We start from the raw sequence: 18,458 nt of genomic DNA on the forward strand, positions 1-18,458 counted from the left end.
GACGATGCGGTCGGTGCCGCCTGACTCCAAGACCCTGGACTCCTCCTGGGGGCACGATGAGGTGGACGAGCTCGAGGACACCCAGCCCGTCGCCTCGAAGGAGATCCTCGCGCGCATCGCGCTGACGCGCGAGGGGCAGGGCTCACCCCGCATGGCGACCCCGCCCTCCGGCTTGCCCCCGCAGCCGGACGCCGAGGGCAAGATCACCCTTCCGCCGCCAATCCCGGTCAGCGAATACGTGGCAAAGATGATGACCCGTCGCTCTCATTCGAGCTCCGAGATCACCGCCCAGCGGCCGCGCCCGCCCGAGGGGCCTCCGGAGGGGTACCCGCCCGTGCCGACGCGCAAGACGATCCCCTGGGAGCCGCCGCCCGGCAGCAGCTTCTCGGGCAAGCACGGCCCGTCCAGCCTGGAGGCCGCGCGGCTCGACCTGGAGGCCGCGCGGCTCGGCCTGGAGTGCGACGAGCCCGGGGTTCCGTCGCGGCCCGGCGGCCGGATGGGCTTCGGATCGCTCGAGGGCGAGCACGAGCTCGGGCCGGACCTCGACGATTTCCTGCGCGAGCCGGGCCAGGTGTACCCGCACAGCTTCGGGGAGATCGACGTCTTCGGTGGCCCTCCGGTCGATGCGCGGGACGTTCACGACCCCCAGAGCGCGCGGGGGCGCGGATACGCACCCGAGGACGCAGGGCCGCAGGGCATCGATTTCCGGCTCGATCTCGGCTTCGAGGAGCCGGGCCTCGCCATGGATGAGCAGCCGGTCACGCCGCCTCCCGGCACGCTCCGGTACGGCCTGATCGTGGAGGACGACGAGCCCGCCTTCCGCGGCGGGACGGGCGCGCTCGCCGGCTCCACCTCGTACCGGGTCTCCGGCGACACGCAGGGCGGGGCGCGCGCGCCGCGCCGGATCGAGACGGATCGCGCGCCGCGCCGGATCGAGACGGATCGCGCGCCGCGCCGGATCGAGACGGATCGCGCGCCGGCGGCTGCCGCGAGGGTGGACAAGGGGGTCCACTCCCGTGCGACCGAGCCCCAGCTGAGCCTCCAGGGGCCGCGCGAGCAGATGCAGCACCGGTTCGATCAGGGGGACTTCGGGGGCGCGCTCGTCCTCGCGGAGGGCCTGCTCGAGGAGAACCCGAAGGACTCGATGGCGCGGCAGTACGCCGACAGCTGCGTCGAGATGTTGCGGCAGATGTACCAGTCGCGCCTCGGCGACGGCTCGCGCGTGCTCCGCCTCGCGGTGTCGCCGGACCAGCTCCGCTCGTTGAACCTCGATCACCGCGCGGGCTTCTTGCTGTCGTGCATCGACGGGTACAGCTCGATCGACGAGATCCTCGACGTCTCGGGCATGCAGACGCTCGAGGCCTTGCGGCTCCTGTACGAGCTCATGCAGGAGGGGATCGTCGGCGGCGTGTAGGCGTCGGGATCGCCTGAGGTCCCCGGTCCCGGCCTCGAATCGTGCCGGGCGGGCTGCGGCGCGTGTTGACGCGCCTTTCCGCGATGGCGCTGGCTCGCTAGGTTGCACCGGTGCGCACGGCTCTCCAGGCCGCCATCGGTCTCCTCCTCGCGTTGCTCGCCGGCCGAACGGGGGCGTCCCTCGTCGCCACGATCGCGCGCGGCGCTCCAGCGCAGCCGCCGCCGGCCGCTCGCGCAGGCACCGTCGACGCCGCGGGCGCCACCGCAGCCGCTGCCGACGCGGAGCCCGCGGGCGTCACCGCAGCCGCTGTCGGCGCCGCCCACGTCACGCCATCGCCGGCGCCTCCTGCCGACGCCGAGCTCGCGGCGCACGCCGATCCGATCGCGAGCTACACGCTGCGCGCGAGCCTCGATCCGGTGCAGCACACGATGCGCGGCGAGGGCACGCTGGTCTGGCGGAACGCGTCGCGCGAGCCGCAGCGCGAGCTGTTCGTCCACCTCTACCTGAACGGCTTCAAGAGCGAGCGCACCGTGTTCCTCCGGTCGGCCATCGGGGGCTTTCGCGGCAACGAAATCTTGTACGATTACGGACACATCCAGGTGAAGCGCTTCGCGGTGCGCGAGATGGGAGGCGCGGACGTCTGGCCCCAGGGGCGCCCCACGACGCCCGGCGATCCCGAGGACGAGACCGACATCCGCGTGGAGCTGCCGCGGCCCGTCGCTCCAGGCGAAGCGATCACGATCGATCTCGCCTGGGACGCGCACCTCCCGTCGCTCGCGCTGAGGACGGGCCACTACGGGAGCTTTCACATGGTGGGGCAGTGGTTTCCGAAGATCGCTCGCCTCGAGCCCGACGGGACCTGGGCGCACTTCCCCTACCATCGGCTCTCGGAGTTTTACGCCGACTTCGGGGCCTACGACGTGACCGTCGACGTGCCGGAGCGGTTCGCGGTCGGCGCCACCGGCCGGCTCGTGGAAGAGCGGCGGCTCGACGGCCGCGCGATCCGCCGGTTCGTGCAGGAGGACGTCCACGACTTCGCCTTCGCCGCGTGGGACCGCTTCCGCGAGATGCGCGCGACGACCGACGACGGCGTCGCGATCCGTTGCCTCTTCCCCGAGGGAAGCGAGCGCGAGGCGGCGCTCCAGATCGACCTGGCCCGGTTCGGCCTGTCGCATTTCGGCGCGGCGTTCGGCCGCTACCCGTACGGCACGCTCACGATCGTGCATCCGCCGGAGGGCGCCGAGGAGGCCGGCGGAATGGAGTACCCGACGCTCATCACGACCGGCGGCAGCTGGCTCTGGCCCGTGGTGGGCTTGCGCTTCGTCGAGGCGGTCACGGTGCACGAGCTCGCGCACCAGTGGTTCTACGGCCTCGTCGCCACCAACGAGCACCGCTACCCGTTCCTCGATGAGGGCCTCACCACCTACGCCGAGGCCGAAGCGCTCCGCGCCCGCTACGGCGACAGCTCGGCGGCGCGGCTGCTCGGGCTCGAGATCGACCTCCGGACGCAGTACCGCGCCGACGCGCTCGCGTCGGGCCACAACGGCGCCGTCGCGCAGCCGGCGACGGGCTTCGTGGACGGGGCGGACTACGCCGGCCTCGTGTACGGAAGGCCCGCGGTCCTCCTCGCGACCCTCGCCGGCGTGTACGGCGAGGACCTCGTGCGCCGGGCCGTGGGCCGCTACGCGCGCGAGAACCGGTTCCGTCACCCCGGCCCCGAGGCGCTGCTCGAGGCCGTGCGCCGCGAGGTGGGCGACGGGGCGGCCGAGGCGCTCCGCGCCGGGCTCTTCGAGGGCGGGTGGGTCGACTACACGGTCGCGACGTTCCACTCGTGGCCCGCAGGCGACGCGGAGCCCGCTCCGGGTGAGGGCGGCCACGAGGGAGCGGGTTATCGCGGCCACGCCGTCGTGCGGCGCCGCGGCTCGCTCGTGCTCCCCGTCGACGTCGCGCTGCACGGCGAGGACGGCGGCGTGCAGCGGGTCCGGTGGCAGGCGCACGAGAGCGCCGCCCGGATCCCCTACGCCGGCGCCTCGCCGCTGGTCGCCGTGGTGATCGACCCCGACCACCGGGTGCTGCTCGACGAGGACCTCGCGAACAACGCGCGTCGGGCGGATCCGGACCTCCTCGCGCCCAGCGTGCTCTCGCGCGCGAGCTTCGCCGTGGGGCTCGCGCTCACGCTCCTCGGGCCATGAGCGAGCCGGCGGAGGAGGAGGGCGCGATGGTTCCGGGCTCGACGGCGGCCGCAGGGGGCGATCCGCCGCGCGCCCGGCCTGCCGCGCGGCGCGCCGCCGCGCACGAGCGGCCCGGCGCGATCGCGCTCTACTTCGGCTATCGCGTGCTCGCCTCGCTCGTGGTCGCGGCGCCGCTGTCCGTCTTCGCGGCCCAGGTCGTCGGCGATCATCCGCGCGGCGACGCGATCCTGTTCGATCCCGGCGGGCTGATGCTCGGCGAGCTCGGGCGCCTCGGGGCGCTCGCCGCCGCGTCCCTCGCCGCGCAGCTCGGCGTGGGCACCCTGCTCGCCGCCGCGCTCGGGCTGATCCCGCTCGCGGTGCTCCTCGCCGCGCTGAGCCAGGCGGGGCCGCTCTCGGCGCAGGCCCTGGGCGGCCGCGCGGCGCGCGCCATCGGCCCGCTCGCCTTGCTCTGGGGCGTCGCGCTCGCGGCGCAGGTCACGGCCGCCGCGCTCGTCCTGCTCCCCGGGATGAAGCTCTGCGCGGCGCTCCTGGCCCTGCCGCGCAGCCGCGACCTCGCGGCGGCGGCCGTCGCCGCGGTCGCGCTGGTGCACGTCGTGGCCATCGGTCTGCTCCACGACCTCGCGCGGGCCGCCCTCGTGGCCGAGCAGCGGGGCTTCTACACCGCGGTCGCCAGAGGGGTCGACGCGCTGTGCGCCGCGCCGCTCGCGGCCGCCTGGGCCTGCGCTTCTCGAGGCGCGCTCGCCGCCGTCGCGCTCGCAGGCGGGGCGTGGGGGATACACCTCGCCGGCGTCGGCACGGGCCCGCGCGTCGCCGCCGCGTTCGCCGCGCAGCTCGCGGCGCTCGCGGCCGCCGCCTACCTGCGCGCCTCGTGGCTCGCGGCCGCCTTCCGGCTGGTCGATCGCTCCGCGCCCGCGCAGGGCACGGGGACGGACGACACCGCCGAATGACGGCTCCGCATCGCGGCCGCGCCGGCGGTGGCTGCGCCGACAATCACCGCCGCCTCCTGGGCTTCCGACGCGGCACGAGCAGCTCGGGATGCAGAAATCCTTTGACTTACGTCTACATCCGCGTAACGTAGCCCGCCCGTGACCGACGCCTCGGCGTAAGCGCGGGGTCTGCAGCAAGCCCAGGTAGCTCAGTTGGTAGAGCAGAGGATTGAAAATCCTCGTGTGGGCGGTTCGATTCCGTCCCTGGGCACTACCCTTTCTTTCTTGTGCCGGCGATCAGGCTCCGCCGAGCCCTCTTTTCACGCTCTTGCGTGCTCCTCCGCTCCACACGGCTCGGCCGTTGTCGTGGACGCCCGGGCGATTCCACCTCTCGGCCAGGCGCCAGCCGGCCTCATCGGCTGGCCGCTGGGGAGGGCGCGGCGGTCTGTTCAGGAGTACATTCGCGGGTTTGGCCACATCGGGTGACAGTGGAACTTGGTTCCGGTGCGGTAGCGATCCTGGTAAGGTGACGAGGGGACCACTCGTTGCAACCTGAACACTCCGGAGGCGCCCTAGGGAACGGCGCCTCCTCATGGAGGCTCCCTCATGGCCGATCGTCGTGTCGACTCCTCGCGAAAGAGCTCTCCGGAAACGGCCTCCGCTTCCGACTCGGCGCCGCGGAGCCGGCCGTCCGCGCCTGGTAACCAGGCCAGCGAGGGAGCTCGAAAGAAGAAGATCCTCGTCGTCGACGACTCGCTGACTTCGCTGCTGTCACAGCAGCTGGCGCTCGGTGCGGACGACTACGACATCGTCATCGCGCGCAACGGCAAGGAGGCGATCGCGAAGGCCGTGTCGGAGCGCCCCGATCTCATCCTGATGGACGTCGTCATGCCCGCGATGGACGGCTTTCAGGCCTGCAGGTGGCTTCGCGCGTTCGACGCGACGAAGACCGTGCCGATCATCATGATGACGACGAGGAGCGATCAAACGAGCATCAAGATCGGCTTCGCCAACGGGTGCACCGACTACCTCATCAAGCCTTTCGACGGCGACCTGCTGCTCATGAAGGTCCGCACCCACCTTGGCCAATAAGGCCCTCTCGGCCACCCCGGCGCGTGACCGGTCCGCTCCGGCGACCCCCTCGCGATGGGGTCAGGACCTCCACAAGGAGGAACGCACCTTTGCCCACCCGACCTCGGCAGACGGGACCGCAGGCGCTGCGCGAGGGGACCTCAGCGTGCGCCGAGCGCGACGCGGCAGGTAGGGCGTACGGCAGGACGCGCGCGTGGAGGGCTGTCCACCGCGCACGAGGCGCTGTGTCACGATAGGCTCGAAGAGACTACGCCGATTGTCAACGCGCCGCATGGCATCCCCGGCGCCGGCGCTCTGGCCAGGGCTAGAACTGGGCCCAAACGAGAGCGCTCACCTCCAGTCCGGCGCATTCGGTTAGAGCCGCCATCGGCCGGCTGCACCCGGAGACAGCGACGTCGTCGCCGTCGCACACGAACTCATCGTCGATGCAGGAGATGAGCTCGTCGAACTGGTCCTGACAGCCTTCGTACCCTGCAGACCTCTCGGCGTCCTCGATGCGGTCGATACACTCCACCTCATCTCTCTCGCTGCAAGATCCCGTGCAGTCGCACTTGTCTTCGCACAGACTCGAGGGCGAGGCCCCACAGCCCGCGAGCATGGCGAGCGCGAGGGCGACCGTGAACGAGGGGACGAGCTTCAAAGGCGGTATCCTCCAATCGGGCCGCGCAGCGCGCGAGCTACGATGACGCTGCTCCTCTTATCGCGTTCGTGATGGAGGTACAAGCCGCACGTGGGTCGCCAGCGCTGCGCCAGGGGGCTGGCGAGCCTGCGATAGCCTCTCAGTTCCTCAGTTCCGCGTGGCGCCTTCGGCCTGCGCCGGCCAGAGCCGGCGGAAACCGACGCCGACGATGCCCCCGTCGTCGCGCTGCACCAGGCCTCCGAAGCGGCATTTCTCGACCAGCGTGCCTTCCGCCAGCTCGCCGCCGTCCTGGAACCGGATGCGCTGGCCCTCGCTCAGGGCGGCAAAGACGCGCGCATCCGCAGCGACGGCCATGAGCGACTCCAGGGCAGGGACGCGCAACGGCGCGATGTCCGCTGTGCGGGCGCGGTGAACCAGGCCCCGGTGGGTCATGGATCGCACAGAAACAGAGGGCTTATTTTTGTCCGGGGCGGATGACGTTGCTTCGGGGGAGGCAACCCACACGTCGACCGTGGCGCCACGTCTGAAGAGGACCACCCCGGGCAGCGCCTTGCTCGCGGCGGTGGTCAGGAGGACCAGCTCACCCACACCTGGCTCGGTCGACGCGCGCCCGCCGAGGCGGTCGCGCACCGCGTCGACCGTGGGCTTCGCGGCGGCAGACGCCGCGATGTCCGCGGATCGGCCCAGGGGAATCAGCGGGAGCGACAGCTTGCGCGTCATCGGACCCCGCCATTCTACGCGAACCGACGCGCGTTCGCCCGGGCGCAGGCCTTGAATCCGCGTCTGGCGCCGCCCGCGCGCGCCCGCCGGCTCGCGCCTCGCTCGGCTAAAGGCCGATGGCGCCGCGGTAGATCCAGCCCGTCTTGCCCCGGTGCTCGACCTTGTACCAGTCGTTCTGCCGGCCAACGAGCTTGACGCGCGTCCCACGCACGAGGCGCATGACCACATCGCCCTCCTTGGGCACCCCGCGGACGAGCGCGGTGTCCCAGCTGACCGTGGCCAGGCCGCTCGCTGCGCTCTCGCTCGTGGTCGCTCCGGCGGCCGGCTCCTGCACCTCGCCGCCGGCGTCCGCCTTCGCGGCCTCGGCCTGCGCGCCCGGGGGATGGAACGTGGCGGTGTACACGAGGGAGTAGCGGCGGTACTTGTGCGGGACCTCCTCGAGGGAGACGTTCGAGAACTCGCGCGCGGCGCACTGGAGAATGCCGCTGATCGTCGAGGAGGGCAGGCTCGCCTTCTTTCCCTTGACGACCTGGACCTCTTTCTTCTCGAAATTCAGCTCGAAGCCGATCGGGAGCTTGCCGTCGACGCCGAGCGCCGCCGGACACTGGGCGAGCTCCTTCAGCCGGGGCAGCGCGATCGGATCGAACTGGAGCTCTCCGCAGTTCTCGATCTTCTTGTTCTTCTTGTCGGAGCAGCGCGTGATCCTGCCGGGGCCGACCACGACCTGCTGCTGGTTCTTCGCGGGCTCCGGCGCTGTGGCGTCGGGCTCCGCCGTCCCGGGCACGGCAGCTGCGGGGGAGGGCGCCGCGGCCGCTGCCGCGGTCTCGGCGGTCGCCTTGGGGTCGCCGGGGACGCTCGGGCCGATGCGGACCCCGGCGAGCCTGGGCCAGGCGACGCCCACGACGAACCCCACGAGCGCGATCACCCCGATCCGCGACCAGACCGGCTGCTCATCGCCGGGACGGGGGATGTCGACCGTCAGCGGGCGCTGCCGCTTCGCCATGTCCGCCTTCGCCATGTCCACCACGTCGCCTAGCACAGGTGCGCCGCCAGAACGAAATAGTACGAAACAGTCCGCTCGCTCAGCGCCGCGTCAGTCGACGCCCGCCACCTCGAGGAGCGGTCGCACCCTGGACTGCGCGATGGCGTAGACCGCGCTCACGCCGTCGCGACGGGCATAGAAGACATTCGTGCCGCGGAAAGCGTCGCCCGCGCCGATCGCGATCGTGAACGACCCCTCCGACGAGCGCGGCGGGCTCGCGCCGCCTTCGCCCGCGGGCGCGGCCTGCGGCCGGGCAAGCTCGATGGTGACCCGGAGCCGCGGCGGGCCGAGGCCGTGCTGCCGCTCCGGCTGGCCCAGGGCCACGGCGCCCTCGGCGCGTAGATCGGCGAGGGCGTCCAGGACGCGCGCGGCGGTCGCGGTGGCGCTCGCCTGGTCGGCCGCCCCCGCGACGGTGAGGCCGCGCGGCGAGCCCTCGAGCACGACCGGCTTCCCGTCCCGCGGGGACAGCGTCACCCGCGCGATGTCCTCAGGAGGGACGAGGAAGACGTCGCGGCGGAGCAGCAGGCGCCCGGCCGCGGCCTCGAGCGCCGGCGGCGCGACGAAGACCGCGGCGCTGTCGCCGGTGCGCGCGAACGAGCCTGCGCCGGCGTGCGCGCCGAGCTCCACCCGGGCCGCGCGCGCCGCCGCGTCGGAGGCGCCCGCGCCCGGCTCCAGCGCGGCGGTCAGCTCGGCCTCGACAACGAGCCGGGGCGCGCCGAGCCCGTAGCTCTGGCCGGCGTCCGCGGCGACCCAGCGCTCGGCCTTGAGGCCGGCGAGCTGCCCGGCGAGCTCGTCCGCGAGCCCGCCGTCGGCCGCGAGGCCCACGCCGCTCGGCGCGACGAGCTGCCAGGCGCCCTCGCTCGTCCGGCGGAGCCGCTGGACCAGGCCGGGGCGCTCGATCCGCAGCGCGTTGATCTGATCCGGCGCGAAATCGAACACCTCCATGGAGCGCAGCGACACCTCGGAGGGGAGGAGCGCGTCAGCGGCCGGGGCCGGGACCTCGGCGATCGCGCCGTCCTCGAGCCGCCGGACGTGCACGACGCCGGCCTGCTCGGCGCCGATCTCGAGCGTCTCGATGCGCTCCTGCGGCTCGCCCTCGCCGGCGGACGCCGGCGTCGAGACGACGCGAAGGGTGGCCCGAGGCGGATCCAGGCCGAGCGCCTTCGGGGAGCTCGCCGTGGGGAGGAGGCGCGCCGCGCGGACGCCGAGGATCGCCTGCACCAGGGCGCGGCCCGTCTCGGTCGGGACAGGGCGGTCCTGCGGGGCGCGCAGGTGCCACTCGCTGCCGGTGCGCGCGAGCTCCAGCGAGCGCGCGCCGCGCTCGCCGGCCGCGAGCTTCACCTCGGCGACCTCGTCGAGCGGCGCGGCGATGAGGGCGAGATCGACGAAGCGCGCGGCCTCCTCGGTGAGCGGATCGAGCACGCTTGCGGGCACGCAGGCGGCCGCGCGCGTGGGCTCGCGCCGCGTCGCGACGACGTGGTCGGGCTTGCCCGGGCAGGCGCCGCCGACGTCGATCACGCCGCGCTTCGCCGAGGGATCGCTCGGCAGGAGCGTCAGCGTGACCCTGAGGCCGCCGGAGGCCGCGGCCTGCGCCGCTTCCTCCTCGGAGAGGAACGCCTCGGCCTGCATGCGGCCGAGCGCCGAGAGCACGAAATCCAGCGCCGGCGCGCTGACCCGGACGCCGCTGCCCTCGGGCGAGCCCTCGGCGAAGCGGAAGCCGGCGCCGCGGCCGCCACCCCACGGGGCGCGCACGAACCGCCGCGAGCCGCCCTCGCCGTCGAGCGTGAGCCCCGAGAGCTCGGCCGGGACGTAGGGGACGAAGCTCCGGGAGCGGAAGCGATCCGGCGGCACGTCGAGGGTCGCGGCGAGCTGCTTCGTGACGACGAAGACGCCGCGGCCGGCGACCTCGGCGTAGACCGCGCCGGGCGGCGTGGGGGCGCTGCCGCCGAGCAGCAGCCGCTCGCGGCGCGGGCCCATCGTGAGGGCGATCGTGAGCCGGGGCGCGGACAGGCCGAGGGCGGCCCGATCGCTCGCCTCCTCGGAGACGCGGCGCTCCGCCGTCGCGAACTCGAGCGTTCCGAGGAGCTGGTCGACCGTGGGCTCGTCGGCGGGGTAGCGCTGCCCGTCGATCTCGACGTTCCACGGGCGCTGGCCGGCGTCGTTGACGTCGCCGCGGGTGAGCCGGGCCGTCTGCTGCGCGGCGGGCGGCGCGCCGGGCGGGGCCATCGTCACGGTGAGCTCGGTGATCTCGTCGGCGCGCCACGCCTCGAACAGGTGCTTCTTGCGGCGCTCGGCCTCGTCGGTGGACACCGAGCCCCGGTCGAGCACGAGGAGCGCGACGGCCGCCGCGGCGGCGAGCGCGACAAGGATCAGCGTCGTCGCGTGCCGGCGGAGGCGCCGCATCACGACGCCCCTTCGCGCTCGGTCCCGCCCGGTGATCCGCGCCCGGCGGGGGAGCCGGGGCCGCCCTTGTCGCCGGGGCGGCGCTCGGAGCCGCGCCGCGCGAGGTGCACGGCGAGGCCGAAGAGGGCCGCGGCGAGCGGCATGTAGACGACGACGTAGCGGAAGATGCCGGCGAGCGAGTCCTCGCTGAGCCGGAGGCCGGCGGTGACCGCGGGCTTGTCGGGGATGTCGAGCATGGGCGGGCTCGCGGCGAGCCAGGACAGCGCGCTCTCGACGAACACGGCCGTCCCGCGGAGCTCGGGGCTCTGCCAGTTCGCGCCGTAGAGCGCGCTGGGCGAGCTGACCACCACGACGCGCGGCCCGTGCGCGGCGCTGGACCCCGCGGGCTTCGGCAGCTCCGCGGCGTAGGCGACCGTGAGCGGCCCCCGGTGATCGCCGTCGCGCGGCTGTGGCTCGGACGGATCCCGGGCCCAACCGAAGAAATCGACCATGCCGAAGGCCCTGTCGCTCGTGACGAGCAGCGGCGCCGGGGCCACGGGCCCGCTCGTCGTGGGCGCGAGCGAGCTGGCCACGGTGAGCACCGGGCCGAGCCCCTGATCGGCCACCTTGACGAGCCCCTCGGTGATCGGGTGCGGCCTCACCAGGGGCGAGAAGGTCTCGCCGAAGCCCTGCGTCGAGCGGAGCTTCGGGTCGAGCTCGAACACGAAGTCCGACCGGAGCTCGACGCCCGCCACGGCGAGCAGGCCCGAGAGCCCGAGATCCACGTACCGCTGATCGCTCTCGTCCGGCACCGGGCCGAGCGCGAGCAGCGCGCTGCCGCCCTGCTCGATGAACGCGCGGTAGCGGGCGACGTCGCGGGGGGGCACCGGCTGGCTCGGCTCGGCGAGGACGAGCACCCGGCAGCGGCCGAGATCGACCTCGGACGCCGGCTCCTTCGGCGCGGCGCCGGGTTCCTCGTCGTCGCCGTGGTCGTGACCGCCGCGGCCGCCGCCGAGCTCCACGACCTCATAGTTGTTCTTGTTGAGCCGGTCCTTGAGCGCCGCGAGCCCGCCGGCGCCGCCGACCTCGATCGACTTTTCGCCGTGGCCGCTCGCGAAGCAGACCCTCGGCCGATCGGCGCGGACGACGCTCCGGATCGCGCCGGTCAGCGCCTGCTCGAGCCGCGGGCGCGCCCGCAGGTCGTCCTCGTCCTCGACCTCGACGAGGTCGCTCGCGGTGAGGAAATGGGGGCGATCCCCGCGCGCGACGATGATCGCCGCGTCCGTGACGATGCGCCCGTCCTCCGTCTTGCCCGCGACGACCCCGTAGCGCTGCTGCACGGCGAGGAACTCCGCGGGGCGCCGGTCGGGATCGGTCACGTCGACCTCGAGCCGCGTCGTCTCGGCCCGGTACGCGTCGAGCAGGTGCCGCACCGAGAGCGTCAGGGGGTCGGCCTCGGAGAGCAGGACGTAAACGCGGATCGGCTCCTCGAGCGCGCGCAGCGTCGAGACGGTCGCGTCGCTCAGCGTGTACAGGCCGCCCTGCGTCCAGTCCCAGCGCTTGTAGTGGCGCGCGACGAGCAGGTTGACGAGCACCGCGAGCACCATCGCCGCGATGATCCCGACGCTCGTCGAGAGCTTCTCGCCGAGCGGGGTGCCAGGAGGAGCGCGATCGGGCCGCTCTTCGCCCATCAGCCCCACCTCCACGCATCCACCGCGCGCACGGTCACGAACAGCGGCAGCGCGATCACCGTCCCGTCGAACACGAGCCGGCGCAGGTCGACGATCCCGCGGGAGAAGTCGTTCATCTGCGTCCACACCGAGACGTAGGCGCAGAGCTCGTGCGCCGGGCCGTCCGGGAAGATGAACTCCCCGATGCCAAGGATGAACAGGCCCATCACCGCCATCGTGCTGAGCACCGCGGCCATGAGCTGGCTCTTCGTGAGCGCGCTCGTCATCGTCCCGATCGCGAGGTAGCCGGCGCCGACCGCGACGACGGCGAGGTAGCTCGACCCCACGACCCGCCAGTCGAGCTCGCCCGTCCGGGCGATGAGGACCACGTAGAGCAGCGTCGGCGCCCACATCGCGACGTACGTCACGAGCGCCGCGGCGTACTTCGCCAGCACGACGCCGGCGGAGCCCACCGGCGCCGTGAGGAGCGCCTCGATGGTGCCGCTCCGGCGCTCCTCGGCGAAGAGCCGCATCGTGAGCAGCGGGCACACGAAGAGCAGCGGCAGGTAGATCAGGATCGTCTGGCCGAAGAAGACCTGCACCGGGCCCGTGTCGGCGGAGAGCTCCACCTCGCCCGCGAACTGGGTCGCGATCAGGAAGAAATGCACGCCCTGCACGAGCAGGAACGTGGTGATCAGCACCCACGCGAGCGGCGTCACGAAGAGCGAGAAGAGCTCTCGCTTGAAGATCGGCCAGAAGCCCCTCACCGCGCCGCTCCTTCATCGCGCCGCGCCGCGCGCCCCTTCTTCCGGGCCGCCGGCCGCGGCCCGTCGCCATCGCCCGCCGCGCCGGGCTCGTCGTCCGTGGCGGTCAGCTCGGAGAACACCTGCTCCAGCGACGGGGCGTGGGGGACGAGCTCGCGCACCCCGAGGCCCGCGCCGACCAGCGCGCTCACGAGGCGCTCGGTGGCGTCGCCCGCGTCGGCGCCGGCGTCGAACTCGACCGTGAGCCGCGCCGCGTCGCCGGCCGCCTCCGCCTCGGCCGAGCGGACCCCCGCCGCCCCGCGCGCCGCCGCGAGCGCCGCGTCGACCGCGCCGCGCACGGCGACGCGCACGCCGGACGAGCGGCGCTTCGCGCGGATCTCGTCGATCGAGCCCTCCGCGACCAGCCTGCCGCGCGCGATCACGAGCGCCCTCGTGCACGTCGCCTCGACCTCGGAGAGGATGTGCGTCGAGAGGAGCACCGTGCGGCCTGGGCCGAGCCGGCGCACGAGCGCGCGCACCTCGCGGATCTGGTTCGGATCGAGGCCCGCCGTCGGCTCGTCCAGGATGAGCAGCGGCGGGTCGCTGACGAGCGCGTCCGCGAGGCCGACCCGCTGGCGGTAGCCCTTCGAGAGGTGGCCGATCATGATGCTCGCGACGTCCTCGATGCGCGCGTCGCGGAGGGCGCGCGCGACCGCGTCGCGGCGCGCGCGCCGCGGCACGAGCTTCAGCTCGGCGCGGAAGGCGAGGTACTCCGCCACGCGCATCTCCGGGTAGAGCGGCGAGGTCTCGGGCATGTACCCGAGCGACGCCCGCGCGCGCATCGGCTCCTCGGCGATGTCGTGGCCGGCGACCCGCACCCGGCCGGTGGTCGCGCCGAGGAACCCCGCGAGGATGCGGAGGGTCGTGCTCTTGCCGGCCCCGTTCGGCCCGAGGAACCCGACGATCTCGCCCTGGCTCACCCGGAAGGAGAGATCGCTCACCGCCTGGTGGGGGCCGTAGGACTTGGAGAGGTGCTCGACCTCGATCATCGGGACATCAGGGCGCAAGGGGTCAGGGCGGTCGGCGCGACGCGCGGCGGGCAGGCCGGGCGATCGCGCGGAACGCTTAGCGCACCGGGCGGGGCAGGGGAAGCGCGCGCCGGGCTTCCGCGCGGCTCTGGCGACTCGCCGCCGCGGGACGCCGGCGAGTAGCCAGAGCCGCGCGTCTCTGGTAACCCTCCGCCGTCGCGCCCGGCGGCCCGGGCGCTCACGCCATGGGCCCCTCTGCAAGGCGACGCACCCGGTGCGCCGAGCGCCGCGGCCCCCTCACACCCACCGCTCCACGATGGATCAGACGCTCCTCCGGTCGTATTTCTCGACCATTTACGAGTTCCCCACGGCGGCGGGGACGCTGCGCGTCTCGCTCGACGGCGAGATCGTCCAGGATCAGGCCGGGCTCCCCGAGCTCCTGACCCGCAAATTCGCCGTGCTCACCGCCTACAACCCGCGATCGATGCTCATCCCCCGCCGGGTCAACGATCAGCGCCACCACGTCCTCCGCGATCTCCTGATCCTCGGATGTTACCGGGTGGAGCCGTGCGTCGGATCCGAGGCGGAGCCGGAGGGCATCTGGCGCGAGCCGGCCTGGCTCGTCCACGGCATGGACCGGGACGAGGCGATCGCCTTCGGCCGCGTCTTCCGGCAGAACACGATCGTGTTCGCGCAAGGCGGCCGGCCGGAGCTCATCATCACGGATCCGACAGCTGACGACATCGGTCGAACTTTCCAGGGCAACTGGCGAGTTCGGTCATGACCGGTGCGGCGCCCGCTGACGCGGGACGCCGATTCCATGTTGAAACATACCCGCAAAATGTGGGTTCATGCCGTGGCGTTCAGGGATGGGCGGACCGGCCTCGCTCACCACATGAGGAGACACAGCAGAATGCGCACCCAGGTCACCCTCGCAGCGCTCGTCGCCGCGCTCGGGCTCGTCGCCGGCGCTGGCGGCTGCGGCCAGAACAAGGTCTCGGAGTGCAACGCGCTCATCGAGGTCATCAACAAGGGCGTCCAGAGCATCGAGAAGGGCACGAAGACCGGCGCCGATCAGGGCGGGTCGAGCGAGCTGAAGACGATGGCCGAGGCGATGGACAAGGTGGCGGCCGACGCGGCGCAGGTGAAGCTGACCACCCCGGAGCTGCAGAAGTTCTCGGGCGAGTACCAGGCCATGGCGAAGGAGGTCGCCAAGGCGGCGCGCGATCTCGCGACGGCGGCGGACGCGAACGACGCCGAGAAGAGCAACACGGCCCAGGCCGCGATCGAGAAGGCGATCAAGCAGGAAGATCCCCTCGTCGACAACATCAACAAGTTCTGTCAGGCGCCCTGAAGGGCCGCGCCCGCCAGGCCGCGCACAGCCTGGCGGGCGAGCCGAGCGATCAGGGGACGAAGCGGTAGCCGACGCCGCGCACCGTCAGGATGTGGCGCGGCGAGGTCGCGTTTTCCTCCAGCTTGTTGCGGAGCTGGAGGATGAAGTTGTCGATGGTGCGCGGGGTCCCGTGGTGGGTCGGGCCCCACACCTTGGCCTGGATCTGCTCCCTGGACAGGACCCGGCCGCCGGCCTCGGCGAGGCAGAGCAGGACGTCGAACTCGGTCGCCGTGAGCTCGAGCAGCTCCTCGCCGCGGCGGACCTCGCGCGTCGCCGCGTTGATCACGACGTCGCCGGCGCGCAGCTGCGCCCCGTCGGCGCGCGCGATCGCGTCGCGCCGGAGCACCGCCTTCACGCGGGCGAGCAGCTCGGCCAGGCTGAACGGCTTCGTGATGTAGTCCTCGGCGCCGAGCTCGAGGCCCATCACCTTGTCCATCTCGGCGCCGCGCGCGGACAGCATGATCACCGGCAGGGTGCGCCGCTCGTTGCGGAGGATGCGCAGCAGCTCGAAGCCGTTCAGGCGGGGGAGCATCACGTCGATGATGATGAGGTCGATCCCGCCGGCGCGGGCGAGCGCGAGCCCGCGCTCGCCGTCCTCGGCCACCATGACGCGGTAGCCCTCGGCGGTCAGGTTCATCTCGAGACCCATAGCGATGCTGGGATCGTCCTCGACGAGCAGGACGGTCCGCGCCGGTGCTTGAGGGTTCCGGGTCATGCTGAGCACGACCTCTAGCATGTTCATGTCCGGACCGGAGACGGCCGCGCCTACCGCGGCGCGTTCGCTCCGGCGCCCTGCTCCGCCGCTCCGGGGTGCGCCGCGGCGACGTTGTGCGCGGCGTCGGGCGGGTGTCTCCCGGCGGCGCTCGCCCTCTGCGCGCCCCGGAGCGGGAGCACGAGCGTGAACGTGCTGCCCTTCCCGGGCTCGCTGTCGACGAGGATCCTGCCCCTGTGCGCCCGGACGACGTGCTTGACGATCGACAGCCCGAGCCCGGAGCCTTCCTGCTGCCGCGCGAGGAGGTCGTCGACCCGGTAGAACTTCTCGAAGATCCGCTTGTGCTCCTTGCGGGCGATGCCCTTGCCGTTGTCGCGGACCGTGATCTGCGCCGACCGGTTGTGGACCTGGGCGGAGACGCTGATCGTCCTCGGCTGACCGCCGTACTTGTAGGCGTTCGAGAGGAGGTTCACGATCGCGTCGACGAGCGCGCTGCGGTCGCAGAACACGGGCGGCAGGTTCACGTCGACGGAGATGTCGAGCTCGACGCTGCGCTTCTCGCGGGTCGGCTCGAAGGCGTGGATCGCCTCGTCGACGACCTGCCGGAGGTGGTGCTCCGAGAGCTCGTAGACGCGCCGGCCGCTCTCCATCCGCCCCCAGTCGAGCAGCCGATCGATGAGCTGCTGGAGGCGGGCGCTCTCCTTGGTGAGCGCGTCGATGCAGCGATCCTCGCTGTGCGCGTCGCCGCGCCTGAGCTTGAGCGTCTCGGTGAACATCCGGATCGACGTGAGCGGCGTGCGCAGCTCGTGCGAGACCTTGGACACGAAATCGGCCTGGAGCTCGGACAGGTTGCGCTCGCGCCGGAGGAAGACCCAGACGAGGATGACCCCGGTCGCGAGCGTCCCGCAGAACGTGAGGACCAGGATCCCCATGATGAGGTTGTACTGGGCCTCGCCGAGGACGAGCAGGAGGAAGCCGACGCCCGACAGGAGCACGCCGGGGACGATGACCAGGTAGACGAGGAGCTGGATGATCCGCCGGTAGCCGAGCGTGGTGAGGTCGCGTCTCGGGCTTCGCATGGACGGCAGCTTAGTTGGGCGGCGCGGCGGCCGCGAGCCGCCTAGGCGTCGATCCGCTCCAGCACGAGCGCGGGCGCCTCGACGGGCGCCGGGCCGAGCCGGAAGGCCGCGCGGACGCGATCGGCCGCGGCGCGCGCGTCGTCCGCCCGGCGCGCGTGGACGCGGGCGAGGAGCGCCCCGCGGTCCACGCGATCGCCGCGCACGGCGGCGAGCTCGATGCCCACGGCGGGGTCCACGCGCTGGTCGGCGCGCGTCCGCCCGGCGCCGAGCGCGACCGCGGAGAGCCCGATCTCCAGCGGATCGACGGCGACGACGTACCCCTCGTCCTGGGCCGCGACGTCGACCACGACGGGGGCGGCGGGCAGCCGCCCGGGGTCGTTCACCACGGCCGGATCGCCCTTCTGGGCGGCGATCATCCGCGCGAGGACCTCGGCCGCGGCGCCGCTCGCGATGGCGGCCTCGAGCTTCGTCCGCGCCTCGGCCGCGCTCGCCGCGGCGCCGCCGGCGATCAGCATCTCCTCCCCGAGGGCGAGCGTGCACGCGACGAGGTCGCCCGGCCCGCGCCCGTGCAGCACCTCGATCGCCTCGCGGGTCTCGATGGCGTTGCCGACGGTGCGCCCGAGCGGGGCGCTCATGTCGGTGAGCAGCGCGGAGACGCGCTTGCCGGCCGCGGTCCCGACGCGCACGAGGGCGGTCGCGAGCGCGCGGGCGTCGTCCTGGGTCTTCATGAACGCGCCCCGCCCGACCTTGACGTCGAGCACGAGCGCGTCGATGCCCTCCGCGAGCTTCTTCGAGAGGATGCTGGCGACGATGAGCGGGATCGACTCGACCGTGGCCGTCACGTCGCGCAGCGCGTAGATGCGCTTGTCCGCGGGCGCGATCCGCTCGGTTTGCCCGATCATGCACGTCCCCACCTCGCGGACGATGCGCGCGAACGCGCCGACGTCGAGCGCCACGTCGAACCCCGGGATGGCCTCGAGCTTGTCGAGCGTGCCGCCCGTGTGGCCGAGGCCGCGACCGGACACCATCGGGACGGGGACGCCGCAGGCCGCGACGAGGGGGGCGAGGCAGATCGAGACCTTGTCGCCGACGCCGCCGGTCGAGTGCTTGTCGACCTTCCGGCCGGGCACGCCGGACAGATCGAGGACGTCGCCCGAGTGGAGCATCGCGCGGGTGAGCGCGACGGTCTCCGCGTCGTCCATGCCGCGGAAGAAGATGGCCATGAGCAGCGCGCTCATCTGGTAGTCGGCGAGCTCGCCGTCGCCGAGGGCGCGGACGAGCCGCGCGATCTCGTCCTCGGACAGCCGCCCGCCGTCACGCTTCTTCGCGACGAGCTCGACAAGGGTCTGCATCGGCCTGAAGCTTAGCCGGGTTCACCCCTATTTGTCCCCTGCGCGACCCTCCCTATTGTCCGCGGGAGCGCGC

The 18,458-nt window shown here is 73.0% G+C and carries 16 protein-coding genes and 1 tRNA gene; 7 read left to right on the plus strand and 10 right to left on the minus strand.

Annotated elements, in window-relative coordinates; translation table 11 throughout:
* Positions 1-13 precede the first annotated feature (13 nt).
* From WMF28_RS11375 to WMF28_RS11395, 5 genes are all read left to right on the plus strand, one after another.
* Positions 14-1,414, plus strand: coding sequence for a hypothetical protein (locus WMF28_RS11375; RefSeq protein WP_437602206.1), 1,401 nt, complete (start codon positions 14-16; stop codon positions 1,412-1,414).
* Between the two features lie 110 nt (positions 1,415-1,524).
* Entirely contained in the window at positions 1,525-3,606 is a 2,082-nt protein-coding gene (locus WMF28_RS11380; RefSeq protein ID WP_437602207.1) for a M1 family metallopeptidase, read from the plus strand.
* On the plus strand, positions 3,603-4,553 hold the full coding sequence (locus WMF28_RS11385; RefSeq protein WP_437602208.1) for a hypothetical protein: 951 nt from the start codon (positions 3,603-3,605) through the stop codon (positions 4,551-4,553). Before WMF28_RS11380 ends, WMF28_RS11385 begins: the two co-directional genes overlap by 4 nt.
* A gap of 177 nt (positions 4,554-4,730) precedes the next feature.
* Positions 4,731-4,803 (plus strand) — tRNA-Phe (locus WMF28_RS11390).
* 335 nt (positions 4,804-5,138) lie between these two features.
* Positions 5,139-5,624, plus strand: coding sequence for a response regulator (locus WMF28_RS11395; RefSeq protein WP_437602210.1), 486 nt, complete (start codon positions 5,139-5,141; stop codon positions 5,622-5,624).
* 304 nt (positions 5,625-5,928) lie between these two features.
* Here WMF28_RS11395 and WMF28_RS11400 read toward each other — a convergent pair whose 3' ends face one another.
* The 7 genes from WMF28_RS11400 to WMF28_RS11430 form a co-directional block, all read right to left on the minus strand.
* Positions 5,929-6,264 (minus strand): hypothetical protein, encoded by a 336-nt coding sequence (locus WMF28_RS11400; protein WP_437602211.1) that lies wholly within the window; start codon positions 6,262-6,264, stop codon positions 5,929-5,931.
* A 147-nt stretch (positions 6,265-6,411) separates the two neighbouring features.
* Positions 6,412-6,984, minus strand: a complete 573-nt coding sequence (locus WMF28_RS11405) for a hypothetical protein (protein ID WP_437602212.1) — start codon at positions 6,982-6,984, stop codon at positions 6,412-6,414.
* 106 nt (positions 6,985-7,090) lie between these two features.
* Positions 7,091-8,002: an SH3 domain-containing protein gene (locus tag WMF28_RS11410; protein ID WP_437602213.1), complete on the minus strand. Its 912-nt coding sequence runs from the start codon at positions 8,000-8,002 to the stop codon at positions 7,091-7,093.
* Positions 8,003-8,077: 75 nt separating this feature from the next.
* Positions 8,078-10,429: a DUF4340 domain-containing protein gene (locus WMF28_RS11415; protein ID WP_437602214.1), complete on the minus strand. Its 2,352-nt coding sequence runs from the start codon at positions 10,427-10,429 to the stop codon at positions 8,078-8,080.
* Complete coding sequence (locus tag WMF28_RS11420) at positions 10,429-12,099, minus strand: GldG family protein (RefSeq protein WP_437602215.1); 1,671 nt, start codon at positions 12,097-12,099, stop codon at positions 10,429-10,431. Before WMF28_RS11420 ends, WMF28_RS11415 begins: the two co-directional genes overlap by 1 nt.
* The gene (locus WMF28_RS11425) at positions 12,099-12,845 is read right to left on the minus strand and encodes an ABC transporter permease (RefSeq protein ID WP_437602216.1); all 747 of its coding nucleotides are present in this window, start codon (positions 12,843-12,845) and stop codon (positions 12,099-12,101) included. Before WMF28_RS11425 ends, WMF28_RS11420 begins: the two co-directional genes overlap by 1 nt.
* Positions 12,842-13,888, minus strand: coding sequence for an ABC transporter ATP-binding protein (locus WMF28_RS11430; RefSeq protein WP_437602217.1), 1,047 nt, complete (start codon positions 13,886-13,888; stop codon positions 12,842-12,844). The genes WMF28_RS11425 and WMF28_RS11430 overlap by 4 nt, the downstream gene beginning before the upstream one ends.
* A gap of 277 nt (positions 13,889-14,165) precedes the next feature.
* On the opposite strand from WMF28_RS11430, the gene WMF28_RS11435 reads away from it, so the two are divergent.
* Positions 14,166-14,633 carry a DUF3293 domain-containing protein gene (locus tag WMF28_RS11435; protein ID WP_437489968.1) on the plus strand — a complete coding sequence of 156 codons (468 nt, stop codon included), beginning with the start codon at positions 14,166-14,168 and terminating at the stop codon, positions 14,631-14,633.
* Between the two features lie 129 nt (positions 14,634-14,762).
* Positions 14,763-15,203, plus strand: a complete 441-nt coding sequence (locus tag WMF28_RS11440) for a hypothetical protein (RefSeq protein WP_437602218.1) — start codon at positions 14,763-14,765, stop codon at positions 15,201-15,203.
* 49 nt (positions 15,204-15,252) lie between these two features.
* Here the strand turns inward: WMF28_RS11440 and WMF28_RS11445 are convergent, their stop codons facing one another.
* The 3 genes from WMF28_RS11445 to WMF28_RS11455 are packed head-to-tail and all read right to left on the minus strand — an operon-like array spanning position 15,253 to position 18,385.
* Positions 15,253-15,984: a response regulator transcription factor gene (locus tag WMF28_RS11445; protein WP_437489970.1), complete on the minus strand. Its 732-nt coding sequence runs from the start codon at positions 15,982-15,984 to the stop codon at positions 15,253-15,255.
* A 23-nt stretch (positions 15,985-16,007) separates the two neighbouring features.
* On the minus strand, positions 16,008-17,033 hold the full coding sequence (locus WMF28_RS11450) for a sensor histidine kinase (RefSeq protein ID WP_437602219.1): 1,026 nt from the start codon (positions 17,031-17,033) through the stop codon (positions 16,008-16,010).
* 41 nt (positions 17,034-17,074) lie between these two features.
* Entirely contained in the window at positions 17,075-18,385 is a 1,311-nt protein-coding gene (locus WMF28_RS11455; RefSeq protein WP_437602221.1) for a thymidine phosphorylase, read from the minus strand.
* Positions 18,386-18,458: the final 73 nt, after the last annotated feature.

The organism is Sorangium sp. So ce590 (assembly GCF_051521365.1).
Lineage (GTDB): Bacteria > Myxococcota_A > Polyangia > Polyangiales > Polyangiaceae > Sorangium.